The sequence below is a fragment of the Altericista sp. CCNU0014 genome (genome assembly GCF_044923475.1).
In the GTDB taxonomy this organism is placed as follows: Bacteria; Cyanobacteriota; Cyanobacteriia; order Thermosynechococcales; family Thermosynechococcaceae; genus JAAURS01.
Genome location: NZ_CP137338.1, coordinates 4,871,209 through 4,896,904, shown reverse-complemented (window position 1 = coordinate 4,896,904; position 25,696 = coordinate 4,871,209). Strand labels below are relative to the sequence as shown.

Here is a 25,696-nt window from a genome sequence, read left to right as displayed (position 1 = left end):
TTTCGGTTAATTTTTCAGGCCCGTTGCGGCAATGCCGCGCACGAGCTGCCGTTGCCCGACCAGACACAGCACTACGATGGGGATGCTGGAAATGACCGCTGCCGCCATCATCAAGGGCCAGTTGTTGGTGAATTGCTCTTGAAAACTGGCTAAAGAGAGCTGCACGGTGATTAACTCTGGTTTGGTCGTGAACACCAGTGGTTTGAATAAATCGTTCCACTCGCCGATAAACGTAAACAAAAACAGCGTCACCAAGGCCGGACGCGCCAAGGGGAGCAGCACCTGCCAGAGCACTTGGAGCTTCGTCGCCCCATCCAATTGGGCGGCCTCCTCTAGCTCGACGGGAATGGTCGTAAAAAACTGACGCATTAAAACAATGCCGAAGCCATTGGCTGCTGTGGGTAAAATCAACGCGCCGTAGGTGTTGAGCAAGTGGGCGGACTTGAGGACCAAGAAAATGGGAATCACCAACAGTTGAAAGGGAATGACCAAGGTGGCTAATGCAATTAATAAGACAGTCTGCCGCCCCCAAAATTGAAGGCGGGCCAAGGCGTAGCCTGCCAAAGCCGACGTGACGATCTGGAGTCCCGTGACGCACAGGGCAACCAAGGTGGAGTTTGCAAACGCGCGCAAGAAGTTGCCGCCGCGCCAGGCCTGACTGTAATTTTCCATGCTCCACCGAGCGTTGGCCCAAGGCAGCGTTAGAGCCGCGCCGGGAGGCAGAAAGGACGTTTCCAGCACGATCGCCAGCGGCAGCAGAACGGCAATTGCGCTCAGCCCCAGCACCGCGATCCCGATTCCTTTAGATAAATTCGATTGAGTTTGCATCGGCGCATCCTTTAGCTCGCTTGAGGCAGCAGACCTGCCGGAATGGATGCAATCAGCTGCCGCGTGTAATCTCGCTGGGGCTGTCGGTAGATTTGCTCCGCAGGGCCGATTTCCTCAATTCGGCCTTGATTCACGACCATAATGCGATCGCTCATAAATTTCACCACGCTCAGATCGTGGGAGATAAAGAGATAGGTCAGGTTAAAGTCCTGCTGTAGCTCCTTGAGCAAATTCAGCACCTGAGCTTGCACGGAAACATCCAGCGCTGAAACGGATTCATCGCAAACGATAAATTTGGGGTTCAGCGCCAGCGCCCGCGCAATGCAAATCCGCTGCCGCTGCCCGCCGGAAAACTCGTGGGGATAGCGTCGCAGATCGCTGGGCTGCAAGCCAACCCGCTCTAGGAGGTAACTCGCGCGCGCGCGCGTATCTTGCTTGGTGCCGCCGATCCGGGCAAAAATTTGCATCGGTTCCATCACGGTGTCTCCCACGCTCATGCGCGGATTGAGGGAGCTAAACGGGTCTTGAAACACGATCTGCAAATCTTGGCGCAGCCGCTGGAGCCGTTTGCCTTGGAGTTGCGTCATATCTTGCCCGTCAAACTGGATCGAACCTCCCGTCGGCTCGATCAGCCGTACCAGCGCCCTTCCCAAGGTGGTTTTACCGCAGCCCGACTCGCCCACCAGCCCCAGGGTTTCGCCGGGATAAATCTGAAACGAGACGCCATTGACCGCCGTTACGTAACGCTTGGTTTGACCCAGCAATCCCCGCACCGGGAACCAAACTTTGAGATCCCTGACCTCTACTAAAGGTTTTTCGCGCTCGAGCTTCCTGAGGCGATCGCGCTGTTCGGCCTCGCTGATTTCTGCGGTGAAGCGGGCGTTGTTCTGAGATGTTCTGGGTTGGATTGCCGCGTACCCCTGCCCGTCCAAGATAGTTTCCATAAAATCTGCCACTGTCGGCAAGTATTTGAGCTGCTTGTCGGGCTGCGGTCGGCAAGCCAGTAACCCTTGGGTATAGGGATGGACGGGATGGTTGAAAATTTGCGCGGTCGGGCCGCACTCGACAATTTTGCCGCGATACATGACGGCGACCATATCGGCAATGTCGGCAACAATGCCAAAGTCGTGGGTGACAAAAATAATCGACATTCCACGGCGATCGCGCAGTTCCTTGAGCAGATTCAACACCTGTGCTTGCACTGTCACGTCCAAGGCCGTAGTGGGTTCGTCCGCGATCAAAATTGCCGGGTTGCCCGAAATGGCCATGGCAATCATGAGGCGCTGGATCTGTCCCCCCGATAGTTCGTGGGGATAGCGTTGCAAAAACGATCGCTTGCGCTCGTGGATTGCTTCGAGCAGTTGTCGCTCGGTCAATACCGCGCTTCTATCGTCTGCTTCGGCAAGGATCTGCTGCTGGAGCGCCGCGTCGGCTGGAATCAAGCGCACCTCTTGGAGAAGGGCGATCGCCTGTCGCTCCGCTTCGGCCTTGGTAATGGGCTGATGGAATTGGAGGGCTTCCACGAGCTGGAATCCGCAAGTAAAGACCGGGTTCAGCGAACTCATGGGTTCCTGAAAAATCATCGCGATCCGCCCGCCGCGATAATGTTGCATCTCTCGCTCCGAAAGGGCGAGCAGATTAATGGGTGGTCCCTCACCCGCTTGAAACCACAATTCTCCACCCACCACTCGACCGGGAGGGCTGGGTACTAAGCTCAGCACTGAAAGCGCCGTTACCGACTTGCCCGAACCGGATTCGCCGACGATTCCTAACGTTTGTCCGCGCCCCAACGTAAAAGAAATATTATCGACCGCCTTGATGGGTTCCTCTTCCGTTTGGAAATGAACCTCTAGGTTTTTGACGGTCAAAATTGAGTCTGTCATAGGTTAGCTGCGGCGGACCGACGAAGGCGGCCTATTTTTCTGATACATGCATTAGCGAGATTTTAGCAGGTGTGCTAAATTCGCGCTTGTTACAGGTTGTGGGTGAGTCCGCGCAAAAGGAGGGCTGCATCCATGCACTTAACCGTCACAATTGTGCAAAGACGGAAGATCCTTGGAGAAATTAGGGTACTCTAAAGGCGAGCGATGGCCAGTCGCTCGATGGGGGTGGCAATTGAACGTATTTTAGGTTGAATTGATGAAGGTTGCGATATCCGTACTCAACGCATTGCCAAAGACTGTCGTCGTGGGCATCAGCGCTGCTTTAGTGGCAGCTATTGGCTTCCTAGACTATAGCCTTCCGGTCGAAGTATCGCTGCTGATTTTTTATCTGGTGCCCGTGGCGATCGCCACTTGGTTTGTCGGCGTGCGTCCCGGTTTTCTAATGGCATTCTTAAGCGGCATTGCGGTCTTCTGCGGGCAAATGACCGTTCCCCCCCTCAAGGTAGAGCTATCTCTTTGGAATGCCGTCGTAGCGGGGTTGGTGGGGAGTATCGCAGCAGATTTGGTGCATCGCGTCAAAATTGCAAGCGAAATCGAAAGCCAGCTCGGCCGTACGGATGCTTCCACTGGCGCGATCAATCAGCGCTTTTTCATGGAGTTGCTAGAAGCAGAGTTCAACCGCGCCCAGCGATATCGTTTCCCCCTCACGTTGGTGCGGATCGAGCTTGAGAATTTCGAGGAGATCGATCGCCGCATCGGTTCTTCCCTAGGCGACGAACTGCTGTATCAATTTGTCGAGCAGCTCAGCGAAGCGCTGAGAGCGAACGACGTGGTTGCCCGTCTCGACGATAACGAATTTGCCATTATCCTGCCCCAAACCGACGACAACCAAGCGCAGCAGGCACTTAGCCGAATCTTTCCCCCACTCCAAGAAGTGCTCGAATCGGGAGGAACTCCACTTGAATACATTTTTGGAGTCGTGACATTCTTGGATATGCCAGAGGATTTTGCAACCCTCAATGACGAAACCGAAAAACTGGTCCGGCAAATCAAAGCCAACGGCCAGAGTCGCTTGGTGTATAAGGTTTTCCCTTAGTTTGAGGGCCTGTCCAGACTGCCTAGCGCGAGCGCGCTAAAATCCGATCCGTATACCGGGAAGGTTTACGACGAAGTAATCGCGTCTGTCATTGTCGTAGGCATAATAGACATTGTTGTCGCGAGTGTAGTAAACGCGATCGCGATACACGACGCGACGGCAGCCGTCTGGCAGTCTCACGAGTCTGTTGCCGTAGTAGCCTCTAGCGCGACCGTAGGGCGGAGAAATGTAAATATTGCGGCGGTTCAGCCGGCGATGGAAACGCCGATAGTCGCCTCGGTTTTTAAATCGATAGTCTCTGCCGTAATATCGATCGTCGCGATCGCGTTCCTCCCAGACAACCCTGTCATCGTAGTATCGGTCGTTGTAGGGTCTGGCTGATGCGCTGGAGGCCGTCAAGACCGTCGATGCAGCTAGAGCGAGGGCGACTGCACCTGTAAAAAGCTTGGTTTGAGTGTTCATGGGACCCGTCCTTCGGGAGAAGTTGTTGATTGGAGCCAGACGCCAGCGCAGGATTGGTTGGCCTAAAGCTTTGCAAGGAAGTGTAGGTTAAGACGCTGCGACGGTCGAAATGGTTCCCGAGCTAGCCTGGATAATTCATGAGAGATAGGAAAACACAAGAAAAGAGAGCCTGAAACGGTTTAGAATCAGGCTCTCTAGAGTTTTTAGTATCTCCATTGTGCCATGACAGAGTGTCATTCGGACCTGCCCTACAATTTCCCCACGCCACGCCCTTTAGTCGTTCGATTTTCAGATCTAGAATTAAGCTCAGATGCCGGGATCTTGCTGGCTCGACAAGCAGAAGAGCAGGTTCAAGTGTGTCGAGGATTGTCAGCGTGTATCCAGGACTGGCGCGACCCGAGCAAAATCACCCATAACCTGCATCAGTTGGTCAGTCAACGCGTATATCAAATGGTGGGAGGGTACGAAGATGCCAATGACAGTAACGTGCTGCGCCACGACCCCATCTTCAAGGTTGCCTGCGGACGATCGCCGAGTGTCGGAACAGATTTACTGGCAAGCCAACCCACCATCACTCGACTTGAGAACCACATTGGCAAAGCAGAAGTCGCTGCCATGCGCAGCCGAATGGTGGATGGATTCATCCAACGCTACAAGAGCGCACCCGACGAAATCGTGTTGGATATCGATGGCTGGGACGACCCAACCCATGGGAATCAACAATTGAGCTGTTTCCATGGATACTACGGTCATCATATGTACTTTCCAGTGCTCATCAACGAGGCCAGTACAGGGTATCCGTTGATTTTGCAGTTACGCGCGGGCAATAGTCATTCAGGCAAAGGCGTCGCAGGCATTTTACGCTGGCTATTTTGGCGACTCAAACGCGTTTGGCCGTCTGTGAGACTGATTCTGCGAGGCGATGCGGGATTCTCCTTACCCGAAATCATGCAGGTTTGCGAACGCTCCAAGGTGGGCTATGCCCTTGGCTTTATCCGCAATGCGGTATTGGAGCGTAAAATTGCCGATTTGCTCGAACGGGCAAGATTGCAACACATCCAAACCCAGCAAAAGGCTCGCTTGTTTGACGATGTCTATTACGCGGCACGGACGTGGGATGAACCCAGACGATTAGTCATGAAGGCAGAATGGCTCGACCAAGGCCCCAATCCTCGATTTGTGGTGACCAATCTGGAGCAACCGCCTCAAGAATTGTACGACCACTTCTACGTTCAACGCGGCGGCGACAGCGAGCATCGCATTAAAGAACTCAAACTCGGCATCAAAGCAGATCGTCTCAGTTGCAGCACTTTTATTGCCAATCAGTTTCGTCTGCTCTTGGCTCAAGCTGCTTACATTTTGATGATTGCAATTCGCCAAGCGGCCCATGGAACACAACTGGCAACGGCTCAGGTGGAACGCCTACGGTTGTTGCTCATTAAAGGAGCTGCCAAGGTAACGGTTTCTACCCGACGGATTCTGGTGGAGTTGGCTGCGTTTTGCCCTTATGCCCAGGAGATGCGTCAAATTTCTCGGAACTTATCCCAGTCCCAGTCCCTCAAATTTGAGTAGGCCAAGCCCGTCATAGGATTCTTGTCTCTATTTGTCGGAAATATAGGTGTTTTTAGCCTTTTTGAGCCGATTTGTATCGCTTTTTTGCCTACTTTTACTTTTCATCTCATCCTATAGCTCTAATTTTGGTGAAACTTACAACTCCTCATACACCTCGTGAATAATGCAGGCTAGAGTTTGATGGATCGCAGGATTGCAGCCTGGCCGATCTCTCGTACGAATATTCTAGCGATTGCAATTGCTTCGACAAGCTCGGCGATCGCGCTGCGACAGGTTCAGTCACCACCGATGCGGGCTTAAGGAACCCTTTAGACTTTCTTGCGAGGAACGATTAGTTTGAAGTTGGGCGGAAATTGGGTGGTCTCGTCGAACTGCGCGCCTTGGAACTGCGCGTCGCGCAAGTTGGCATTCCGAAGGTCTGCAAAAAAAAGCTTGGCCCCGCGCAAGTTGACCCGTCCGAGATTGGTGCCTGCTAAATTAGCATGGCGGAGATTAGCCCAGCTTAGATTGCTGCCAAACAGATCGGCTCCGCGCAGGTCGGCATAACTGAGGTCGGCGTAGCTCAAATCTGCAAAACTGAGCTTTGTATTAAAAAGCGGAGCAGCATTCAATTGGGCTTGAGAAAATTGCCTGATGCCTTGAGAATACTGGGCCAGCAATTCTTGCGCGTCCATAGAAGCTTTGCCTGTCGATCGCTATTCCTAGACTAGGATACGCGTTTTACTCGATTTTTCTACCCCTGTTTTGAGCGTGCCTAACTTTTCTTTGCTAGAGTTGGGCGCTGAACCGACTGCTCGAAAAGGGTTTGAAGGGTATGGCTGCGTCGGTCTAAAGATTCTGTTTTTGAAGTCCATAGGGTTTCGTAAAAGAAGAAGGAGACGCCGGCAAATTTGCGATCGCGCACCCATTCCACCTGCTGCTGAATCCAATCCATCGGTACATCTCGATTTTTGAGGCCAGATAGAATGCCGATGCTGACGGGAATATGCTGCCGCGCGCGCTGAAGTTCGGGGCGCTCTAGTTCCATTAAAAAGCGGTTGCGATCTTGGCGATAGACCTGGATTACCAGTTCTTCGATATAGCCAAGCTGCTCCCAAGTTCGCCAGTCCTGCAACAGTACTTCGTAGGAAAAGTCTGCTGGGTTGGGTGAGAGCGATATCAATGCCTTGGGGTTTTTAGCCTTGACTGCTTTAAATAAATTTGACATCAGGTTTGTGATTTTGTCGGCGCGCCAACGCATCCAAGCTTTGTCGCGGGGGTTCTTGGGTGGCTTCTTTCCCTGATGTTCTTGCTGGTAGAGCTTGACGGTAAACGGATCGTAGCCCAGTTCTACGGGCAGGCCAAAGTGATCGTCTAGCTGGATGCCTTCTACGTCGTATTGCGTGACAATTTCAACCATCAGGTCTGCAATCAATTGCTGGACTTTGGGATGAAATGGATTGAGCCATACCCTTGGATCCCGACCTTCCTTCACGATCCTGCTGCCATCTTGACGTTGGGTGAGCCAGTCGGGGTGGCGTTTGGCAAGGTCTGAATTGGCTGGAGCCATCAGCCCAAATTCTAACCAGGGAATGACGCTCATGTTTTTGGCGCGGGCCAGTTCTATGAGTTCTTGGAGCATGTCGCGATCGCCCTGTTCTGCTTCGCGGGCATCGGGCTGTCCGGTATTGCCCATGTCGGGGTAGAGCCGTTTTGGCGTGCCGATGGCTGCTGCTGCGACTGGGCTGGGATACAGCGTGTATCCCCAGTTCCAGACAGTTGGGTACACCGTATTGAAGTTGAGGTTGGCCAGACGGCGGATGCCCTTTTTGAGGCGATCGCGCGAAAACAATACGTCGCTGTCGATATTGGTGAGCCAAACCCCTCGGAGTTCCTGAGTTGGGGCGGGAGCGGTTTTAGAAATAGCTTGAGGGCTGAGAATGAACCCTAAGGTTGCAAATAGGGCGGTTAAGTAAACTGCAAGTCTGTTGCGCCAAGCCCATCGATGTCGTTTCAAGGTGTCTTAATCCTATGTTGTCCCAGCAGTACAACTCAGTGATGTGTTGCGATCGCCCTCTGTTCCGCTGTGGAGGCTCAGCTCAAAAAGCTCTCTAAGTCCGGCACATTAACCCAGCAACCCGTTGCATGGGATTCGTGGGTTAAATCCATCAGCAGTTGCGCGTAAACGCCTTCGCGAATGGACGGTGCAGAAGACCGACCGCTGTGGATGCATTCGGCCCAGTGCGTTATGGCGCGGGTAACGGGGGCAACGCGCCCATCGGGATGGGTTTTGGTAAACTCGTACCGCTCTGGGATGGGCAGTTCTGCCAGTGGTTCGCCGTTTTGAGCGCCCCGGAGTTTGAAGCCGTGCACGTAGTCTGTTGGGTGCTCGCTGCCGAGGACGAGGGTACCGCGATCGCCGTAAACTTCCACCCAGTGACCGCGACCGTTATAGGCCGTTGCGCTAATGCTGACTTGTACGGGCGTGCCATCGGCTAGCTCTAGCAGAATGAAGCAAGTATCGTCGGCATCTGCTGCCTTGGCCATGCTGCTGACTGGATCGGGGCGGTAGCCGATGGATGTAACCAGCCGACCGCAGAGCTGTTTGACGGGGCCGAACAGCCACGCAATGTAGTCAAAGGTATGGGAACCCAGCGCGCCTAAGGAGCCGCCGCCTGCTTCTGCGCTGGCGTGCCAGCTCCAGGGACGGGTCGGATCGGCACGACCGGGTACGAGCCAATCGATTTTAATCGAGCGCGGTTTGCCGACATAAAAGTTTTCGAGATGGGTTTTTAAGGCCATCCAGGCAGGAATAAAGCGAAACTCAAAGTCAAGAGAGGTTTGCAGCTTCTGACTTCGAGATAGTTCGTAGATTGCGTTGGCTTCGGCGACGGTCATAGCCGTCGGTTTTTCCAAGAAGACGTGCTTGCCTGCCTCAAGCGATTGTCGTGCCATCTCAGCATGTAAAAAGGGCGGGGTAGAAATGCAGACGCCCTGGATTTCCGGCAAGGCCAGCAATGTTTCGAGATTGTCGGCGGCGTGGGGGATGCGGTGGGTTTGGGCGATCGCCTCGGCTTTGGCGCGATCGCGATGATAGACGGCGACGACTTGGGTATGAGGGCAATCTTTAAGAGCGGGTAGGTGGACTTTCTGTCCGAACCCAGTGCCAACTAACGCGACGCCTATTGGAGTTTGCAAATCAGACATACCAACGCTTCATGATTTCTCATCTCATGATACTGGTTCGTCAAAGGACAAAATTGGCAATCGATTGAAGTCTGAAATTATTGTCTGAAGCCGCCCATCGGATGACGGCATTGGGGCTGAGTCAGATGGCGATCGCCGTTGATTGCTCGCTCCGATTGCTTCAGAGGCTTCCCTAGCGCGATCGCTTTGGCGATCTTAGCAGTGACATAAATCACACTTTTTATGTTACTCGATCGCTGTTGAATGCCATTAACCGTAGGAAACTCAAATCGAGTGGACAAAAACGAAGGATTAGCTTAAATTTCCAGGTAGGAATTTTTAGAGGCGTTATTTAGGTCAAATTTGCCTGATTTTAAGTCTTTCGAACTTACTCTAAGCCTTGCTTCACATCTCGATAGATCGACTGCTAGCACGCATTAAAAACATCAAAGGTGACCTAGATTCCATCGTTTTGGAACGTTAAGCCATTAGCGAGGTTTAGATATGGAGCATGAAAATTTGTACTTAACACCCTTTCAGCGCAAACTTCTTCTCAAAAAACTTTACGAAGACACGCTCTCCCAATTGAACCGTCAGCGCATCAAAATCATGATTCTGGCAGACGAAGGCATGTCTCAATCGGAAATTTGTCTCAAGGTGGGCTGTTGCGCGTCTACCGCAAGACATTGGATCCACATGGCTCGGTCCGGGATGGCGCATTTGTGGGAAGACTCTCCCCGAGGTCGCCCCAAAATTGTGACCGATGCCTATCTAGAACGGTTGCGCGAGTTGCTAACTCAAAGCCCGAGAGATTATAAATACCCCTTTAGCCGATGGACGGCGGACTGGTTGCGCAAGCATCTCGCTCAAGAATGCGACATTGAAGTGAGCCTGCGCCATTTTAAGCGTCTGCTCAAACAAGTGAAAGAGTCCATGAATTCCAGTACCGATTCAGGGCAGCCATCTCAATCGGAAATAATGCTTCTCCAGGGCAATCGTTCGGCCAAAAGCAAGAAGACAACTGACTTACCCCCTACAACTCATCTCAAAATCGTCGATCTGGCCCTAGAGAGCAATCCAATTTCTTCTGAATTTGCTGCATCTCTGTTGAAACAGTGAGAAAAAGATTCAGACTTTCTTTATGGTAATTTCAACGTCTGATTCCTTCACGACTCAAGTTCTCGATCGAGTGCTTGGATGCGAGTTAACCCCGTCGGAATGGAATACCTGTAAAACTCAAGTTCAATTCATTACCCCGAAGGTCGGAAAGTTTTGGGACAGTCGAGACCCAAAAGCCGGGCTATACATTGTCCTTGCAGGCAAGGTGCGCTTGCTCGACGATAAGGATGAGCTAGTATCTACCCTGTCCTTAGGGGAAGCCTTTGGAGAATTAACATTCCTCAGCGATCGCGCGTTTTTACCCTACTGTATGCGAGCGGGGATGGGGGTAGAGCTGTGTTTTATGCCGGCCACGCTGCTCGCCGTTTTAATGCAGCAGCATAGCAGCATTCAAAATCATTTGCTCAAAGCGGCCCAGGCTCGCAACCTCCTACTCCAAAAGCCCGCGTCTCATTCCGATCGGGATGCCGCGCGAGGATTGCCCGGACCGCCTAAGTCTTTGTCGCAAACGAACTCGCCCCGCGATCGGGCCCAGCCCAAACGTCGCTCTTATTTCCCGATGCCCCTACAGCGGGTGCAGCACCTGTGGCAGCGAACCACCGCGCGCTATCCCTTTTTTGCCCAGCAAAGCGCTTCAGACTGCGGTGCGGCTTGTTTGGTCATGGTGGCGCGCTACTGGGGAAAACGCTTTAGCGTCAACCGATTGCGCGAGATTGCCAACATCGATCGCAACGGCGCGTCGCTACTGGGATTATCCACCGCTGCGGAAATGCTCGGCTTTACCACCAAGCCCGTCAAAGCGACCCTCCCGCAACTTGCCAAACAGTCATTGCCGGCCATCGCCCATTGGGAGGGCAAGCACTACATCGTGGTTTACCGCGTCACAACGCGACACGTCATCGTCGCAGACCCTGGCATCGGTCAGCGGAACCTCACTCATGCCGCATTTGAAGCCGACTGGACGGGTTATACCCTTCTCTTAACCCCCTCAGCATTTTTCAAGGAAGCCAAAGAAGATAAGACCACGTTCTGGCACTTCCTCGATCTCCTCAAACCCCATCAGCTCGTCATGTTTGAAGTGCTGATTGCGTCCATTTGCATTCAGCTGTTTGGATTGGTCACGCCCCTGTTTACGCAGTTGTTGCTAGACCGCGTGGTGGTTCAAGGCTCGGATTTAACCCTGACGGCCATCGGCATGGGGCTATTGCTCTTTGGCCTGTTTCGGGTGGCGATTATGGGGCTGCGTCAGTACCTGATCGACCACACCGCCAATCGTCTGGACCTAGCGTTGATCGTTGGATTTATCCGCCATACCTTCCGGCTACCGCTCAAGTTTTTTGAATCTCGCTACGTGGGCGATCTGGTGTCGCGGGTGCAGGAAAATCGTAAAATCCAGCGATTTTTGTCCGGGGAAGCCCTGTCCATTTTGCTGGATTTGTTTACGGTTTTCATCTACGTCGGTCTGATGCTCTGGTACAGTTGGCGATTGGCGCTGCTGGTACTTTTGGTCGTCCCGCCTTTTTTCTTGCTGGCGCTATTGGCCACTCCCTTTTTACAGCGCATCTCTAGAGAAATCTTTAACGCCATGGCCCAGGAAAGCAGCTATTTGATCGAGTCGCTGACGGGCATCCGTACCATTAAGTCCTCGGCAGTCGAGCAAAGCGTGCGATGGCGGTGGGAAGAGTTTTTTAGCCGATCGATTCAAAAAACCTTTACGGGTCAGGTCATTAGCAATCGCCTACAGATCTTTAGCAACAGTATTGAGGCGATCGCCACCACTACGCTGCTGTGGTACGGGGCCGACCTGGTGATTCAAAAAGAACTCACCATCGGCCAACTGGTGGCCGTTAATATGCTGCTGGGCAATATCATTCGCCCGTTTCAGCGGCTGACGGTGTTATGGAACCAACTCCAGGAAGTGCTGATTGCCGTGGAGCGGATTAACGATGTCTTAGAAGCCGAGCCAGAAGAAGATTTAGGCATTCAGGTCAGACAAACCCTCCCTCGCATCCGAGGAGAGATTTGTTTTCAAAATGTCACCTTTCGGTATCAGTCGGAAAGCGAGGTCAACATTTTGCAAAACCTCTGTTTTCAGATCGAGCCGGGGCAAATGGCAGCTTTGGTGGGTCGCAGCGGTTCCGGTAAGACCACGCTCTCCAAACTATTGCTGGGGTTATATCCCCCGACTGAAGGGCAGGTCTTAGTGGACGGACACGATGTCACGAGCCTCTCCTTGCGGTCATTGCGGCAGCAAGTGGGGGTGGTAGACCAAGATACATTTTTGTTTGGCGGCACCATCCGCGAAAACATCAGCCTCAGACATCCAGAGGCCACTTTAGAGGACATTCTCGAAGCGTGTCGGTTGGCAGGGGCGGACGAATTTATCAAGCGGATGCCGATGGGCTACGAAACCCAGATTGGAGAGGGTGGCGGTCTGCTCTCGGGGGGACAGCGGCAGCGATTGGCGATCGCCCGCGCCCTGCTGGGCAACCCCCGGCTGCTGATTTTAGATGAGGCGACCAGCCATCTGGATACCGAATCGGAGCGCATCATCCAGCAAAACCTGGGTCAGATTTTGCGCGGGCGTACCACTCTGGTCATCGCCCATCGGCTTTCTACGATTCGCAATGCCGATCTGATTCTGGTGCTCGATCGCGGCGTGCTGGTGGAAAGCGGCAACCACGACGCGCTCATGGCGAAGAAAGGTTACTACTACTTTCTAACCCAGCAGCAGTTTGGCAATGTCCCTTAATCCCCATTGATGTGGAGTGTGACCCTTGAACAAGTCGATCGTTTATCCATCTGGCACGATGCCCATTTCGACCGATACGTCTTGCCGGACGATTCGGGTTCTGCTGGCGGACGACCAGCCATCGGTGTTGGAACTGCTGAGGTCTTTTTTGACACCAGAAGCGGACATCAACGTCATTGCCAGTGCCGATAATGGCAAAGCGACGTTGAAATTAATTTCAGAGTTGCAGCCGGACATCGCTCTGGTTGATATTGAAATGCCGGATATGGATGGGATTGCCATTACGCGGAGCATTACGGAGCAGTTTGCCCACACGAAGGTGTTGATGTTCAGCAGCCACGATGACGATGGCTATATCCGCGATGCGTTAGCTGCCGGGGCGCGAGGTTATCTGCTCAAGGGGACCCCGGCCCAGGAAATCGTCCATGCCATTCGCTACGTCCAAAAAGGATACTTGCAGCTCGGCCCCGGCTTGTTTGAAAAGTTAGATGCGGGAGCGGTGTCCTTGCTGCCCTCTTCGGCTCCCACAATCCTTGAAGCGGCTCCCGTGCCAGCGCCATTGGCGGAGACTGTCCCCTCAGAGATCGTATCGTCCGAGCAAGAGTGGTCTCCCTATGCAGAAGATCGAATCAACGCGCTCCCTCAGGTTTGGACGAGGGGACTGCTCTATTTTTTGCTGATCTTTGCGGCGATCGTCTTGCCTTGGTCGATGCTCTCGCGCGTGGATGAGACGGGGGTTGCCCGAGGCCGAATAGAACCCAAAGGGGCGACCCAACGCCTGGATTCGCCCGCTGCGGGAACCGTCGCAGCCGTTCGCGTCCAAGAAGGTCAAACGGTCTCCAAAGGGCAGGTCTTAATAGAGCTGGAGGCCGACGTGTTGCGAGCCGAACGGCAGCAGGCGCAGGCAAAGTTGTCGGGGCAAACCAGCCAGCTCAACCAGCTCGAAATTTTAAAGACTCAAGTGCTGAGCACCCTGAGCGTGCAGGCCCAGCAAAATCAAGCCCAGGCATCGGAGAAATTATCCCAGGTGGGTCAAGCGCGCCAGTCTTTGTCGGCGAGTCAGGCCAATGCGCCGCTTCAGGAAGCCGAAAAGTTGGCTCAAGTCGAGCAGGCAGAGGCAAGGTTGAATGCGGCCCAAACGGATTTGATTCGCGCTGAGAATCGCTATCGAAAAGATTTGGATGAGGTGAAGCGCTATCAAGTGTTGGCAACGGCGGGCGTCGTCCCTGCGGTCAAAGTGGTCGAGCTAGAGCGCACTGCCGATGAAAGCCGACGCCTCCGCGACCAGTCTGCCGCTGAAGTTCAGCAAGGCCAAAAAAGCTTGGTCGAACGCCAAAATAGCTATCAGGGTCTCAAACAAAAGCTTCTAGCCGAGCAACAGCAGGCAGACTTGAGGCTGCAAGAACAGCAGAACGGACAAACGACGATTTCTAAATCTGGGGAACTGGCACTGCTCAAAAATCAGGAGCAGCTCAAACAGCTAGAATCTCAAGCCAATGCGCTCAAGGCAGACATAAAGCAAAGCCAAAGCCAGTTGCAGGCGCTCGATCTACAACTAGAACGACGAGTCGTGCGATCGCCCGTCGCGGGCACCATTTTTGAATTCCCGGTTAAGAAACCAAAGGCTTTTTTGCAAACGGGTCAGCTCATCGCTCAAATTGCGCCTCAAAACGCACCGTTAATTGTGAGGGCGCAGGTGCCCAGTTCCAACAGCGGTTTCTTGAAGGTGGGACAGCCCGTCAAGCTGAAGTTTGACGCCTACCCCTTCCAAGATTATGGAGTCGTTTCAGGACGGCTGCAATGGTTGTCGCCGGATTCTAAGGTCGTGCAAGCAAACGGCGCTCAATCCGAGGTTTTTGATTTGGAAGTCACGCTAGATCGGCCCTTCATTCAAACTGCGACTAAGAAAATTTTGCTCTCCCCAGGGCAGGCTGTCACTGCGGAAGTCATCGTTCGCCAGCGTCGCATTATCGACTTTTTGCTCGATCCATTTAAAAAACTCCAGAAAGGCGGCTTGCGCCTGTAGCCATCAATGCGTGGTTTCCCCTTCTGCTGCTTTAGTCTGTCTCACTTCTATCACTTGCAAAGGAGCCCTACATGACCGAACAACTCGCAATTTCTGCGGAGGAAGTGCTGCACCACGTTAAGTTGTCTGGCCAACTACCAGCGCTAAAGGAGGCGATCGCCATTCGTCGTATCATCCAAACGACCGCCGCAGACAGAGGTATTGAAGTCACACCGGAAGAAATCCAGACCTCTGCCGACGAATTTCGCAAGGCCAACAACCTCCAACGAGCGGAAGATACTTTAGCTTGGTTGCAGCAGCGAGAGTTAGCCGTTGAAGATTTTGAAGCAATGATTCGATTTTCGGTGCTTCAATCTAAGCTGGCTAAGCATTTATTCGAAGATCGAGTGGAAGCTTATTTTGCTTCAAATCAATTGGACTACATGGCAGTGGCGTTGTATGAAGTTGTCTTAGAAGATGAAGATATTGCGTTGGAACTATTTTACGGTCTTAAGGAAGGAGAAATTACGTTTTTTGAAGTTGCTCAGCAATATATTCAAGATGCAGAGTTACGGCGTAGAGGAGGATATCGAGGTATCTTAAAAAGAACAGAGCTGAGTGCAGAAATTTCTAGTACTGTATTTGCAAGTACTCCACCCCAGCTTCTAAAGCCCATCTTGGCTGCAGATGGAATTCATCTAATTTATGTCGAGGAGATTCTTGTTCCTAATTTAAGCGAACAAATGCAGAATACAATTCTTTCAGATTTGTTTTCTAAATGGCTCAAGCGAGAACTCTCAAAATATGAGAAATAAAATAGAACTTTCTTATCTTATGTTTTTTGTTAGCTGTGCTTTCCTAGAGCATTATCTCTCTATCTCAAGATAGAGACAATGCTTATTGTCCGATCTTCCGAGTCAGAAGGAAGAGGATCGAGTAGGGAGTATCTCACTTTGAAATCTGGCGATTGAATAAGTCCTGCGGACAGGCTACGCCAACGCAGCTATAAGAACGATGCCCGCCGCGCGGACTCACACTTTGGACTTAACCTGCGGATGCAGGTTTTGTTCCTATAGCCGCGATTTCAATCGCTAGGCTACTTTTGCCAAAGTGGGATGCTCCCGATCGAGTATCTTGAAACAAGTAGTGTGACAAAATTAAACTTGCAATAATTTTCAGACATTGTAAGTTTAATCTCAATCTATTTCAATTTAATTTGATTCACCTACTCACATAGGTCGGTTAGGTGTTCAACGATTGTCTGTCTAGAACCGTCGAAGGGACTGTAGATTACCGAAACCGAAAAGACATGCCCACCAGAAGCAACAGTATATTCGTAAAGACCTGGGGCAGTCTGCCCTCCTCCAAGTATCGTTGCTCCCCCAACGACCTGGGTTAATTCATCAGTGCTTAGATCGCTGGCTAAGAACTCGGTGGTATCGAGCACAACATTTGGCCCAGAAGTAATGTCTTGAATCTGGAGCGAACGGTTTGTGGAGATTGAATCGAGGTTTTGAGTCAGCAAGGTTGCCATAAATTATCTTCAGTTAGTAAAAGAATCGTTGTTTTTGGCTTTTTAAGCTTATTAAAGATAATATCTATGGCTCGGAGTACAAACCAAAGTCCATGATTTTCTTGAGTGACATTATTTATTTATTAAAAGCACTTTATGGATATTCTGTATAAAATTGAGATAATATACTCTATTGAGATCGACCTACAAATTTGATGTTTGATTTTTAAATAAAATTATAAGTAGGATTCTTCGTTTAAAACAAAGCAGGGCGACTTCAAGTATGAGTCGTCCTGCTTTGTTTTGAATCTAACGCTTTAGAAAACGAATGCTGGATCGCACTGTGGGAGTCTTGGATTGCAAGGAGGCGGTGGTGGCGGTGGCGGTGGCGGGCAGCAACAGCAGCAACCGCCCAAAGTCATCTCTTGGTCATTTCTGGAGATCTGAGTCATCTCTTCTGAAGAGAGATGTTCGATATCTTCGATTAGTAGTTTGAACATATTCTGATTGCAAAAAGTAAGCGTTTTTGTTTTTGAAAAGACGATGAATTTATGTCTTTTCGGTTTGCCATGATGAATTTATCGTATTGAAATTCTGTTTGCAATAAATTTAGCTTTCTCGGTCGAGCCAAAAATTCAATATTTTTGTCACTTAGAAATTTTGTGCTTAGATCGAAGAGATATCATTTTTTCGATCGATAAGATCTAAAGCCTTCTTTGTTTTGAACAATACCCTAAAATATGCAACCCGATCGTTCCATGCCTGACGTGGCAGCACGTATTGCTGCTCTTGGGCGACAGTGCTTGCATTGTCTCCGTTCGATAGCTTTAGAGTTGGATTGAGTTTTTCAGTCATTGTTTTCTCCAGCGTTAACTCGGGCTAGCGATCGCCAAAACTTTATCGCTCTCTTTTTCGTCCTTCCAGCGCGCAGGCCACTGGATGCGATCGCTGGTAAAGTGAAGCGCATCGCCCTCGGGCCAAGCCGCATCAATGGATTCCTCTAGAATCTCAAATTCGCCATTATCAAAGGGGACGCCTTCCGCGCGGCGTTTGACGGTCAACCGCTCTCGAATGCCCTGCTCGGCTTGCGCGAGGGCGCGGTGATGGCAGTAAGGATTGTTGCCTCGGCGATCGAAAAAGACATGGGCGGTCCAGCTACATCCACCGCGACAAAGCTCGGCAAACTCGCAGGTTTTGCAAAAACCCCAGAGATGTTCGGTGCCCTTGGGGGTATCGGCCCCTAGATTAAACCGCAACTGCTCCGTTTCTTCCACGATGTATCGCAGTTTTTGGTCTCTTACATTCCCCCCTGCGTAAGCTGCCGTTGGCAAAGAAGGGCAGCCCTTGATCGCTCCATCTGCTTCAATTCCAATTGCAGATAAACCCGCCGTACAACCCTGCCAAAACGTCCAAGGGTCGCCCGCACCGCGTAACAGTCGCTCGTAGGGGCCGTAGTAGCCAATATTGTTGCCAGCCTGGATCCGAATCCCATCTTGTTGAGCTTGTTCGGTAACCCTGGCCAGCATGGGGTAAACATCCAGCAGTTCGGAAGGCTGAAGCAGAATTTCATGGTTATCGGCAGCATTTCCCATCGGGACGGTGAGCTGGATCTGCCACGCAAAAATTCCTGCTTCGCGTAGTTTTTCGTAAATGAGCGGGAATTCTGGCCCAGAAAGGCGATTGATTTGAGTATTGCAACCAAAGGGAATGCCCGCCGCTTTGAGATTGCCCATGGTCTTAAAGGCCCACTGCCAAGCCCCTTGACGGCCTCGAAGGCGATCGTGGGTTGCCTCTAGCCCATCTACAGAAACCGAAACCACCCGAATGCCCGCTGCTTTCATTTTCTGAGCAGTGTCTAGGGTGATGCCGTATCCCCCGGTTGTCATCCCGCAGACCATCCCCGCATCGGTAATGGCTCTGGCAATATCGAGCCAATCAGAGCGCAAAAAAGCTTCGCCACCAATGAGCGTGACTTCTTTGATGCCGATGTCTGCCATCTGTCTGACTAAATCTAATGCTTCTTCTGTAGAAAGCTCGTTGGCGCGCTCGTGACCTGCGCGGGAACCGCAGTGCTGACAGGCAAGATTGCATTTCAGCGTAATTTCCCACACTGCATAGCTAATTCTGCGATAACTCATCGAAGTAGCCTCTAGAATGGATACGAGATCTAAAAACGGAGAGGGACGTGACCGTAGGGTGGCATGACGGTAGGCGAAACGGTCAGGGCGATCGCCCCTCCAACAACTGCCGCTAACTCCCTCTCTCCAAGTGGGTTGAGCTCGGCTTTGGCTGTCTTTGGTTCGAGCAAAGCAGCAGTGTAATCCGTCAATTCTGTTGGCGTAAAGTCATAGCCAGCCGCTCGCACGATAGCGCGACAGTCATCCTTCGTTTTACTCTGCTGAAGCTCGCTGTAGAAAACAGGATCGCTTGCCAGTCGTTGATAAAAATTTTGGACGGCCTCAATCGACATACTCTTTTTACTCCAGAGCGATGGATTTACTCAATAGACCAGGAATTGCCTCGACCCGGCTGAACGCTTCCATAAATTTGAACGTCCTGAAGGGTGAGATCGCCCAACATGCCACCCACAACCCCAGCAAGTTCCTCCGCATCTATGGTTGCAAGTTCGTCTTTTACATCTGCTTCTAAAACTCGAGCCGTGTAATCTTCAAATTCCTGTGAGGTGAAATCAAACCCCATGGCTTTCGCAAGCTGGTAGCCTTCTTCTCTGCGTTCCAATTGCTGGATTTGAGCGCGAAAAGCTTCGTCTACAGCTACGCGGGCATAAAACAATTTGACATTTTCTAAAGACATAAATTTATTGCTCTAATATGCGTCTTAGGTAATTTCTAGAAAAGAGAAGACCGAGTTGTAGGGGCGCACATACCTTGCGCCCTTACAGAATGTTTGGTAGTTTTTATTTCGGGAATAGCATCAATCTAAAAGCGGCGGAACCGAACCGTATTCCTGGACGGCACCTGAGATGGGCCTCATCAATGTCATAAATCCTCCGACGACAGCGCTCAGCTCTGCTTCGTCTACGGGCGGTAATGTTCCATCCAATACGTGGGATGCATAGGTCTCTAGCTCGTCCATCGTGAACTCGTAGCCAGCCGCTTTGGCGATCGCCCAGCCGGTTGCCCGACAAGTGGCATTTTGAAGCTGCGATCGCAAATTTACATCCTTAAAAAGCTGTTGAAAAAATAAGTGAACGATATTCATAAATCTCTCTGATTACATGATTTCCTTTTCATCCGGCGGCCAGATGACGCCGTACAGTGGCTGAATCCACGGCAGAGGCTTTCTGAGAGCGGTAAATCCGCCGATCACCGTTTCTAATTCGGCCTTGTCTAAAGGCGATAAGTCATCAGATGGATTCATCAATTGAGCGGTATATTCTTCGAGTTCTTGAGTCGTGAAGTCGTATCCTGCTGCTTTTACAATTTGGCTGCATTCTTCTTTGCTGTTCGCATTTGCGACTCGGGCCTGGAAAGCTTCGTCAATAGCTAAGTGAGCGTAAAACTTTTTGACATTTTCTAACGACATAGGACTACCTTAAGTAAGAGATTGAAGCGATGGATGAAATAGAACATAAAATCGGAGATAGCCTCTAAAGAGGCTCGCACGGCATCATTCCGCAGGTGCTACCACCAGGCCGAATTCCTCCGATCACTGCATTTGCTTCTTTAGGATCTAGTTCTGAGATAGCGTCGCTCTGCTCTAAAGATGAATTTCGACGAGCGGTAGCCGTTGCGATCGCCTCATCTAGCAGCCCTAGATCGTCGAGTTCTTCAAGCTCGTATAGGTCTAACTTGTTGTGATGTAAAGACATCGATATCTCCTTGGTTTTAATACTCGTTTTAGATAGATGGCGCGATCGACTTACATGAGAGAAGCATCAGGCTCGTAGATCAGACCAACGGTTATAATAGGGCAGGGTACTTTTGATATGGTTGTTGTCGAAACTCCGATGCCACCATTCACTTGTTCTGCTTCTTCTAGGGAAATTTCAATTTCAGCAGCGCTTCGCCGAGCCGATGCATTTGCGATTGCTAAATCTAGGGCTTCATCCATGTCAACCTCGTTGAGGTTATGGACTTGTAAAGAGAGTTTTTCGTGCGCCATGGGTTTTCTCCTATTGGGGCAGTGAGCGTAAGTTTTTTCTTTATGAGACTGCGGGCGTTGAAACTTCCTTCATCAGGGTTGAAGGATTGGAGTTATCCGTAATCACTTGAGGGCAGCGAAAACAGACTGCACTTCCCTCTTGTTGCCACCACCGACAATCTCGACGAATGGCACAGGGCGGAAGTTGTTCGGCAACAGCGGGCAACTGTGCGGATACCCGCGTTGCTAGGCGACAGTTTGTGCCGTCAAAGTGCTGGCAAGCCTTGGTCTCGCACGGGGAGGCCGCCCGCAAGACTTCCGCTGGCGTGACGGGGTGAACTTTAGCGACGAGTTCTTCCGTAACAGTTTGGGCGTGCTTGAGGTAAACCACCCTCGGACGATCTGCCGTCCCGTTGACTACGCCAAAAACAACGCTCCGATCGACGGTTGGACGAGCGCTCGGACACAATGGAATTTTTTCGACTGTCGTGTTTTCCATTACTTTAGCTTCCTGCATTGAGATGAGATGGCGATCGCGCGATCTGCCACTCTTGTTTCCGACCGCGACACTCATCTGCAAGACAAATACCAATGGCCTGACGATGAAAGGTCTTGCTTTTATATGGAGACACACTATCCAAGTCGGTTGACTTGTTAATTCCAATACTTCGATGAAGTTCCAATGGAATTATCGAGGTTAATAAGGATTGTCTTAGGTTAAACCGCTATCGATCAAGACTTCTATCTCTTTTTAAAGACCAAAACACTAGGGTTTATGTCCCTTCATGGGACTGTCTGCCGATGTTGCGAGATCGTCAGGCTCGGGCTAAGCGACCTAGGCTTGCTAAAGATGCTGAAAAAATTTCTTCGCGTGCCAAGTCCGGGGGGCCAGTCCCAGTTCTGAGCAGCTGCGGCAGGCTCGATCGAGTCATTAAAAGTCTGAATAGATATATTTTTGTCCCTTCAAAAGCTAGGGCTAGCTTTCCTGCGCGCTCATTTACAGGTCTAGAGGCTGCTTTAAAAGCCTCATTCTTCCTTGCATTAGCTCCCCCGCTCCCCAATTCTGGGGGGAGAACACCGAAAATTAGGGTCATTTCCGAAAACGATGCTTGTTTCCCCCCAGAATTGGGGGGAAAGTGTAATGTCTAAGAAATTTTTCAAACTGCCTCTTAGCTTCGCAGTTTCGGTTCCTATCTAGCTTATGAAATCATGTGAAGCGCAAAGAGCGCGGAGAATTTATCCAGTATTTGTCCGAAAACTCAGGCTGGCACTGCCATGCCCCGCTGGACTCCGGGGCGTTGCTGTACTGTGTCTACCCAGCGCTTTAGATGTGGGTGTGCGTCCAATGTCAATCCCATAAATTCATAGGACGCGATCCAAGGGAATGTCGCAATATCGGCGATCGAGTACTCGTCGCAGATAAAGTCGCGATCGGCGAGCTGGCGATCGAGTACGCCGAAGATGCGGAGCGTTTCTGTGCGGTAGCGGGCGATCGCGTAGTCGATTTTTTCGGGGGCAAATCGATTGAAGTGGTTGTACTGCCCTAGCATTGGTCCAACGCCACCCATCTGAAACATCAGCCATTCTAAAACGCGAAAGCGCTTGGAAGATTCCATCGGCAAAAACTTTCCAGCTTTCTCGGCTAGATAAATTAAAATTGCGCCAGATTCAAATACCGTTATTCCAGTCTCGCGATCGACAATGGCGGGAATTTTGCCGTTGGGGTTGATCGCAATATATTCTGGAGTAGACTGCTCTCCCTTTGTAATATCAATTTTGTGCGTTGCGTAGGGAAGGTTGACTTCCTCTAGCATGATGGATGCTTTGCGACCGTTGGGAGTTGAGAACGTGTAAAGATCGATCATGAGACTTTAAGTGGATAGGGATATCCATACACTAACAGCCAGACCTCAAGCATTGGTAAAGCTTAAAATCTGGCCGTTCGTTTTAGTTCGCAATCGATGACGAAAAATCCAATTATCCGCTTGTCAGCACCTCAGACGGGAGTCGTTTAAAGCTGAGACGCTCGTTGGCAACATCCACAAAAATGGTATCGCCGTCAACAAAATCGCCTCGCAGGATGCTTTTGGCCATCGTGGTTTCCAGCTCTCGCTGAATTGCGCGCTTGAGCGGACGAGCGCCATAAACGGGGTCGTAACCGATATCTGCCAGCAGATCCAATGCTTCATCAGAAAGCTTGAGCGCCATCTTCCGCTCTTGCAAGCGCGCTTCTAGGCGTTTGACCTGAAGCTTCACGATGTTGCGCAGTTGATCTTTGCGCAGACTGTGGAAAATGATCAGCTCGTCTACCCGGTTGAGGAACTCCGGCCTAAAACTCGTCCGCAGTGCCTCTAGAACCCGCTCCTGCATTTCAAGGTAGCGGCTGTCATCCCCTGCTACATCCAGAATGTACTGCGATCCGATGTTGCTGGTCATGATGATGATGGCGTTCTTGAAGTCCACCGTACGACCTTGGGAATCCGTCGCGCGGCCATCGTCGAGGATTTGCAGCAGGATGTTGAATACGTCTGGGTGGGCTTTCTCAATTTCGTCGAACAAGATGACGGCATAGGGCCTGCGCCGCACGGCTTCGGTCAGCTGACCGCCTTCGTCGTAGCCCACGTATCCGGGAGGCGCGCCCACCAACCGCGAGACGGAATGCTTTTCCATGTACTCCGACATATCGATTCGCACGATCGCCTCTTCGGTGTCGAACATATAGGCCGCGAGTGCCTTGGCCAGCTCGGTCTTCCCGACGCCCGTCGGTCCTAGGAAGATAAAGCTGGCGATCGGTCGGTTGGGGTCTGCCAGCCCGGCGCGCGATCGCTGGATGGAGTCCGCCACAGCCGTCACGGCTTCTTCCTGTCCGATCACGCGTCGGTGGAGTTCGTCTTCCAAGTGCAGGAGTTTGTCCATTTCAGACTGCACCAGTTTTGTGACGGGAATGCCCGTCCACTTGCCAATAATTTCGGCAATGTCAGCCTCGGTGACTTCCTCGCGCAGCATGGAGTGGCCTGTGGTCTGGGTTTGGGTGAGGTTCGCTTCCGCTTGCTCTAGGTCGCGCTGGAGGCTGGTGAGTTTGCCGTATTTGAGTTCGGCCGCGCGGTTGAGGTCGTAGTCGCGCTCGGCTTGCTGAATTTCAATATTGACCCGATCGATTTCTTCCTTGACGCTCTGAATTTGGTCGATGACGTGTTTCTCGGACTGCCATTGGGCGTTGAGGGCAGACTGCTGCTCCTTCAAATCCGCCATTTCTTTTTCGAGGCGTACCAGCCGATCTTGAGACGCGCGATCGCTTTCCTTTTGCAAAGACAGTCGCTCCATTTCGAGCTGAAGGACCTTGCGATCGATTTCGTCGAGTTCCTCCGGCTTGGAAGTAATTTCCATCTTGAGCTTGGCAGCGGCTTCGTCCATTAAGTCGATTGCCTTGTCGGGCAAGAACCGATCGCTGATGTACCGCGTAGATAGCGTAGCGGCAGCCACCAGCGCGTTGTCGGAAATCTTGACCCCGTGGTGGACTTCATAGCGCTCTTTCAATCCGCGCAAAATCGAGATCGTGTCTTCAATGGTGGGCTGATCGATAAAGACCTGTTGGAAGCGTCGCTCTAAAGCTGCGTCTTTTTCGATGTACTTGCGGTATTCGTCCAGCGTGGTGGCTCCGATACAGCGCAGCTCGCCCCGCGCCAGCATGGGTTTGAGCAAGTTGCCCGCGTCCATGGAGCCTTGGGTGGCCCCGGCTCCCACGACGGTATGGATTTCGTCGATAAACAAAATGATTTGGCCGTTGGATTCGGTCACTTCCTTGAGCACTGACTTGAGGCGTTCTTCAAACTCGCCCCGGTACTTCGCGCCTGCAATCAGCGCGCCCATATCGAGCGTGATGAGCTGGCGATCGCGCAGGGATTCCGGCACGTCTCCGGCAATGATGCGCTGGGCCAATCCTTCGGCGATCGCCGTTTTACCGACCCCCGGCTCCCCGATCAGGACCGGATTGTTTTTGGTCCGACGGGACAGAATTTGAACCGTACGGCGAATTTCATCATCTCGACCGATCACCGGATCGAGTTTGCCTTCCTTGGCCAGTTGGGTGAGGTCGCGACCGTACTTTTCCAGCGACTCGTACTTTCCTTCAGGGTTTTGATCCGTCACTTTTTGACTTCCTCTGATTTGCTCGATAACCGTTCTCAGCTTGGCTTCATCTAACCCGACTTCCCGCAGCAGTCCCTGACCGAACCGTTCGTCTTTAGCGTAAGCCAGAATGAGGTGCTCGATGGAAATATACTCATCCTCAAATTCTTGACGGTAGGCGTCTGCGCGGTCTAGCAGCATATCTAAGCTGCGCCCCAAATAAACCGAACTGCTAGGGGTGCTGAGCTTAGCCTGCTTATTGATAAATTCCGTGGTGCGATCCCTCAAACGCTGGACGTTGACCTCTGCTTTATTAAAAATGCTGGCGGCTAAGCCATCCTGCTCCAGCAGCGCTTGGAACAAATGCTCGCTTTCAATTTGCTGCTGTTGGGCCTGCTTCACAATATCCGGAGTGCGGACGACGGCCTCCCAGGCTTTTTCGGTAAATTGATTGGGGTTTGTAGGCTGCATAGATAATTATTCCTCCCAGCAGTGGCACCTGTAAGCCGTACTGCCTCCAAGCGGTACGGTCGTACTGACATTGTAAAGAGAGATTGGAGATTTCTTGGATCGGTGTTCTCACCCTTAAAGATAGGGGTTTACGGCCTTTTGGTCCTGTTATTTTGCCGTCATGCTAAAAAGTATTAAAGGCTAATTCCTAAGTAGATAGTCTTTCGGGCTTTGCTTCAGCAGCAATGCAACCTTGCATGAAATTGAAGGTCTGCTAGCCGATCGACTGACAAGAGTTTAAGACCCTCACCCCCAACCCCTCTCCCAAAGCGGGAGAGGGGAGTTGAAGTTGAAATCAGTTAAACGACAAGAAATTACGGCCGATCGCCTCCAAACATCCCCCTAATGACAGATTTTTGAGCGTCCCAAGAGAGATTGTTTAGATATTAAAATAAGTTGAAAGATGAGTTCTGCAGAAGGATTGAAGCCCCTCAGGTAAACTCGATCGCCATCGCCGCGATGGCTGCCTTACCAAGACGGAAGGAGGTGCTGCGACCAAAACTGAGACAGCAGCGATCGATCTACGAGGCGAATGCTGTCGCGAGTCTGGAAAACCCCT

General features: G+C 51.5%; 26 protein-coding genes. 6 read left to right on the top strand and 20 right to left on the bottom strand.

Annotated features, from left to right (window positions below):
- Window positions 1-6 precede the first annotated feature (6 nt).
- Together R6H26_RS23340 and R6H26_RS23335 are read right to left on the bottom strand one after the other, a co-directional pair.
- Complete coding sequence (locus tag R6H26_RS23340; protein ID WP_404785964.1) at window positions 7-828, bottom strand: carbohydrate ABC transporter permease; 822 nt, start codon at window positions 826-828, stop codon at window positions 7-9.
- 11 nt (window positions 829-839) lie between these two features.
- Entirely contained in the window at window positions 840-2,711 is a 1,872-nt protein-coding gene (locus R6H26_RS23335) for an ABC transporter ATP-binding protein (RefSeq protein WP_404785963.1), read from the bottom strand.
- Window positions 2,712-2,967: 256 nt separating this feature from the next.
- Between R6H26_RS23335 and R6H26_RS23330 the strand changes: the two genes are divergently transcribed.
- The gene (locus tag R6H26_RS23330) at window positions 2,968-3,807 is read left to right on the top strand and encodes a GGDEF domain-containing protein (RefSeq protein ID WP_404785962.1); all 840 of its coding nucleotides are present in this window, start codon (window positions 2,968-2,970) and stop codon (window positions 3,805-3,807) included.
- 36 nt (window positions 3,808-3,843) lie between these two features.
- On the opposite strand, the gene R6H26_RS23325 is transcribed toward R6H26_RS23330, so the two are convergent.
- Window positions 3,844-4,269: a hypothetical protein gene (locus tag R6H26_RS23325; protein ID WP_404785961.1), complete on the bottom strand. Its 426-nt coding sequence runs from the start codon at window positions 4,267-4,269 to the stop codon at window positions 3,844-3,846.
- 222 nt (window positions 4,270-4,491) lie between these two features.
- Between R6H26_RS23325 and R6H26_RS23320 the strand changes: the two genes are divergently transcribed.
- Complete coding sequence (locus tag R6H26_RS23320; protein WP_404783571.1) at window positions 4,492-5,841, top strand: IS1380 family transposase; 1,350 nt, start codon at window positions 4,492-4,494, stop codon at window positions 5,839-5,841.
- A 308-nt stretch (window positions 5,842-6,149) separates the two neighbouring features.
- On the opposite strand, the gene R6H26_RS23315 is transcribed toward R6H26_RS23320, so the two are convergent.
- The 4 genes from R6H26_RS23315 to R6H26_RS23300 all read right to left on the bottom strand — a co-directional run bounded on the left by R6H26_RS23315 (window position 6,150) and on the right by R6H26_RS23300 (window position 9,308).
- On the bottom strand, window positions 6,150-6,515 hold the full coding sequence (locus R6H26_RS23315; protein WP_404785959.1) for a pentapeptide repeat-containing protein: 366 nt from the start codon (window positions 6,513-6,515) through the stop codon (window positions 6,150-6,152).
- A gap of 80 nt (window positions 6,516-6,595) precedes the next feature.
- Window positions 6,596-7,837, bottom strand: coding sequence for a glycoside hydrolase family 10 protein (locus R6H26_RS23310; RefSeq protein ID WP_404785957.1), 1,242 nt, complete (start codon window positions 7,835-7,837; stop codon window positions 6,596-6,598).
- Between the two features lie 77 nt (window positions 7,838-7,914).
- Window positions 7,915-9,027: a Gfo/Idh/MocA family protein gene (locus R6H26_RS23305; protein ID WP_404785955.1), complete on the bottom strand. Its 1,113-nt coding sequence runs from the start codon at window positions 9,025-9,027 to the stop codon at window positions 7,915-7,917.
- Window positions 9,028-9,104: 77 nt separating this feature from the next.
- Window positions 9,105-9,308 carry a hypothetical protein gene (locus R6H26_RS23300; RefSeq protein ID WP_404785954.1) on the bottom strand — a complete coding sequence of 68 codons (204 nt, stop codon included), beginning with the start codon at window positions 9,306-9,308 and terminating at the stop codon, window positions 9,105-9,107.
- A gap of 202 nt (window positions 9,309-9,510) precedes the next feature.
- Here R6H26_RS23300 and R6H26_RS23295 point away from each other — a divergent pair, with 202 nt between their 5' ends.
- The 4 genes from R6H26_RS23295 (at window position 9,511) to R6H26_RS23280 (ending at window position 15,697) form a co-directional block, all read left to right on the top strand.
- Complete coding sequence (locus R6H26_RS23295) at window positions 9,511-10,125, top strand: transposase (protein WP_404785952.1); 615 nt, start codon at window positions 9,511-9,513, stop codon at window positions 10,123-10,125.
- A 22-nt stretch (window positions 10,126-10,147) separates the two neighbouring features.
- On the top strand, window positions 10,148-12,877 hold the full coding sequence (locus R6H26_RS23290) for an ABC transporter transmembrane domain-containing protein (RefSeq protein WP_404785950.1): 2,730 nt from the start codon (window positions 10,148-10,150) through the stop codon (window positions 12,875-12,877).
- Window positions 12,878-12,902: 25 nt separating this feature from the next.
- Window positions 12,903-14,903: a response regulator gene (locus tag R6H26_RS23285; RefSeq protein ID WP_404785948.1), complete on the top strand. Its 2,001-nt coding sequence runs from the start codon at window positions 12,903-12,905 to the stop codon at window positions 14,901-14,903.
- 71 nt (window positions 14,904-14,974) lie between these two features.
- Complete coding sequence (locus tag R6H26_RS23280) at window positions 14,975-15,697, top strand: peptidylprolyl isomerase (protein WP_404785947.1); 723 nt, start codon at window positions 14,975-14,977, stop codon at window positions 15,695-15,697.
- 410 nt (window positions 15,698-16,107) lie between these two features.
- Here the strand turns inward: R6H26_RS23280 and R6H26_RS23275 are convergent, their stop codons facing one another.
- From R6H26_RS23275 to clpB, 13 genes are all read right to left on the bottom strand, one after another.
- Entirely contained in the window at window positions 16,108-16,416 is a 309-nt protein-coding gene (locus tag R6H26_RS23275; RefSeq protein ID WP_404785946.1) for a hypothetical protein, read from the bottom strand.
- 645 nt (window positions 16,417-17,061) lie between these two features.
- A complete protein-coding gene (locus R6H26_RS23270; protein ID WP_404785945.1) occupies window positions 17,062-17,250 on the bottom strand; it encodes a hypothetical protein in 189 nt (62 codons plus the stop codon).
- A gap of 14 nt (window positions 17,251-17,264) precedes the next feature.
- Window positions 17,265-18,533 carry a nif11-class peptide radical SAM maturase 3 gene (locus tag R6H26_RS23265; RefSeq protein ID WP_404785943.1) on the bottom strand — a complete coding sequence of 423 codons (1,269 nt, stop codon included), beginning with the start codon at window positions 18,531-18,533 and terminating at the stop codon, window positions 17,265-17,267.
- Between the two features lie 29 nt (window positions 18,534-18,562).
- Entirely contained in the window at window positions 18,563-18,865 is a 303-nt protein-coding gene (locus R6H26_RS23260) for a Nif11-like leader peptide family natural product precursor (protein ID WP_404785942.1), read from the bottom strand.
- A gap of 26 nt (window positions 18,866-18,891) precedes the next feature.
- Window positions 18,892-19,209: a Nif11-like leader peptide family natural product precursor gene (locus R6H26_RS23255; protein ID WP_404785940.1), complete on the bottom strand. Its 318-nt coding sequence runs from the start codon at window positions 19,207-19,209 to the stop codon at window positions 18,892-18,894.
- 120 nt (window positions 19,210-19,329) lie between these two features.
- Window positions 19,330-19,617: a Nif11-like leader peptide family natural product precursor gene (locus R6H26_RS23250; protein ID WP_404785938.1), complete on the bottom strand. Its 288-nt coding sequence runs from the start codon at window positions 19,615-19,617 to the stop codon at window positions 19,330-19,332.
- A 12-nt stretch (window positions 19,618-19,629) separates the two neighbouring features.
- On the bottom strand, window positions 19,630-19,941 hold the full coding sequence (locus R6H26_RS23245) for a Nif11-like leader peptide family natural product precursor (protein ID WP_404785937.1): 312 nt from the start codon (window positions 19,939-19,941) through the stop codon (window positions 19,630-19,632).
- A 64-nt stretch (window positions 19,942-20,005) separates the two neighbouring features.
- Window positions 20,006-20,227 (bottom strand): hypothetical protein, encoded by a 222-nt coding sequence (locus tag R6H26_RS23240; RefSeq protein WP_404785935.1) that lies wholly within the window; start codon window positions 20,225-20,227, stop codon window positions 20,006-20,008.
- 50 nt (window positions 20,228-20,277) lie between these two features.
- Complete coding sequence (locus R6H26_RS23235; RefSeq protein WP_404785934.1) at window positions 20,278-20,520, bottom strand: hypothetical protein; 243 nt, start codon at window positions 20,518-20,520, stop codon at window positions 20,278-20,280.
- Window positions 20,521-20,560: 40 nt separating this feature from the next.
- Window positions 20,561-20,998: a hypothetical protein gene (locus tag R6H26_RS23230; RefSeq protein WP_404785932.1), complete on the bottom strand. Its 438-nt coding sequence runs from the start codon at window positions 20,996-20,998 to the stop codon at window positions 20,561-20,563.
- A 4-nt stretch (window positions 20,999-21,002) separates the two neighbouring features.
- Window positions 21,003-21,131: a hypothetical protein gene (locus R6H26_RS23225; protein WP_404785931.1), complete on the bottom strand. Its 129-nt coding sequence runs from the start codon at window positions 21,129-21,131 to the stop codon at window positions 21,003-21,005.
- Between the two features lie 627 nt (window positions 21,132-21,758).
- Entirely contained in the window at window positions 21,759-22,364 is a 606-nt protein-coding gene (locus R6H26_RS23220) for a glutathione S-transferase family protein (protein ID WP_404785929.1), read from the bottom strand.
- A gap of 112 nt (window positions 22,365-22,476) precedes the next feature.
- Window positions 22,477-25,098 carry an ATP-dependent chaperone ClpB gene (clpB, locus tag R6H26_RS23215; RefSeq protein WP_404785928.1) on the bottom strand — a complete coding sequence of 874 codons (2,622 nt, stop codon included), beginning with the start codon at window positions 25,096-25,098 and terminating at the stop codon, window positions 22,477-22,479.
- Between the last annotated feature and the right edge of the window lie 598 nt (window positions 25,099-25,696).

Coding starts and splice junctions, on each gene's coding strand:
- R6H26_RS23340 (WP_404785964.1), bottom strand. CDS start 828: ATGCAAACTCAATCGAATTTATCTAAAGGAATCGGGATCGCGGTGCTG.
- R6H26_RS23335 (WP_404785963.1), bottom strand. CDS start 2,711: ATGACAGACTCAATTTTGACCGTCAAAAACCTAGAGGTTCATTTCCAA.
- R6H26_RS23330 (WP_404785962.1), top strand. CDS start 2,968: ATGAAGGTTGCGATATCCGTACTCAACGCATTGCCAAAGACTGTCGTC.
- R6H26_RS23325 (WP_404785961.1), bottom strand. CDS start 4,269: ATGAACACTCAAACCAAGCTTTTTACAGGTGCAGTCGCCCTCGCTCTA.
- R6H26_RS23320 (WP_404783571.1), top strand. CDS start 4,492: ATGACAGAGTGTCATTCGGACCTGCCCTACAATTTCCCCACGCCACGC.
- R6H26_RS23315 (WP_404785959.1), bottom strand. CDS start 6,515: ATGGACGCGCAAGAATTGCTGGCCCAGTATTCTCAAGGCATCAGGCAA.
- R6H26_RS23305 (WP_404785955.1), bottom strand. CDS start 9,027: ATGTCTGATTTGCAAACTCCAATAGGCGTCGCGTTAGTTGGCACTGGG.
- R6H26_RS23295 (WP_404785952.1), top strand. CDS start 9,511: ATGGAGCATGAAAATTTGTACTTAACACCCTTTCAGCGCAAACTTCTT.
- R6H26_RS23290 (WP_404785950.1), top strand. CDS start 10,148: ATGGTAATTTCAACGTCTGATTCCTTCACGACTCAAGTTCTCGATCGA.
- R6H26_RS23280 (WP_404785947.1), top strand. CDS start 14,975: ATGACCGAACAACTCGCAATTTCTGCGGAGGAAGTGCTGCACCACGTT.
- R6H26_RS23275 (WP_404785946.1), bottom strand. CDS start 16,416: ATGGCAACCTTGCTGACTCAAAACCTCGATTCAATCTCCACAAACCGT.
- R6H26_RS23270 (WP_404785945.1), bottom strand. CDS start 17,250: ATGACTGAAAAACTCAATCCAACTCTAAAGCTATCGAACGGAGACAAT.
- R6H26_RS23265 (WP_404785943.1), bottom strand. CDS start 18,533: ATGAGTTATCGCAGAATTAGCTATGCAGTGTGGGAAATTACGCTGAAA.
- R6H26_RS23260 (WP_404785942.1), bottom strand. CDS start 18,865: ATGTCGATTGAGGCCGTCCAAAATTTTTATCAACGACTGGCAAGCGAT.
- R6H26_RS23255 (WP_404785940.1), bottom strand. CDS start 19,209: ATGTCTTTAGAAAATGTCAAATTGTTTTATGCCCGCGTAGCTGTAGAC.
- R6H26_RS23250 (WP_404785938.1), bottom strand. CDS start 19,617: ATGAATATCGTTCACTTATTTTTTCAACAGCTTTTTAAGGATGTAAAT.
- R6H26_RS23245 (WP_404785937.1), bottom strand. CDS start 19,941: ATGTCGTTAGAAAATGTCAAAAAGTTTTACGCTCACTTAGCTATTGAC.
- R6H26_RS23240 (WP_404785935.1), bottom strand. CDS start 20,227: ATGTCTTTACATCACAACAAGTTAGACCTATACGAGCTTGAAGAACTC.
- R6H26_RS23235 (WP_404785934.1), bottom strand. CDS start 20,520: ATGGCGCACGAAAAACTCTCTTTACAAGTCCATAACCTCAACGAGGTT.
- R6H26_RS23230 (WP_404785932.1), bottom strand. CDS start 20,998: ATGGAAAACACGACAGTCGAAAAAATTCCATTGTGTCCGAGCGCTCGT.
- R6H26_RS23220 (WP_404785929.1), bottom strand. CDS start 22,364: ATGATCGATCTTTACACGTTCTCAACTCCCAACGGTCGCAAAGCATCC.
- clpB (WP_404785928.1), bottom strand. CDS start 25,098: ATGCAGCCTACAAACCCCAATCAATTTACCGAAAAAGCCTGGGAGGCC.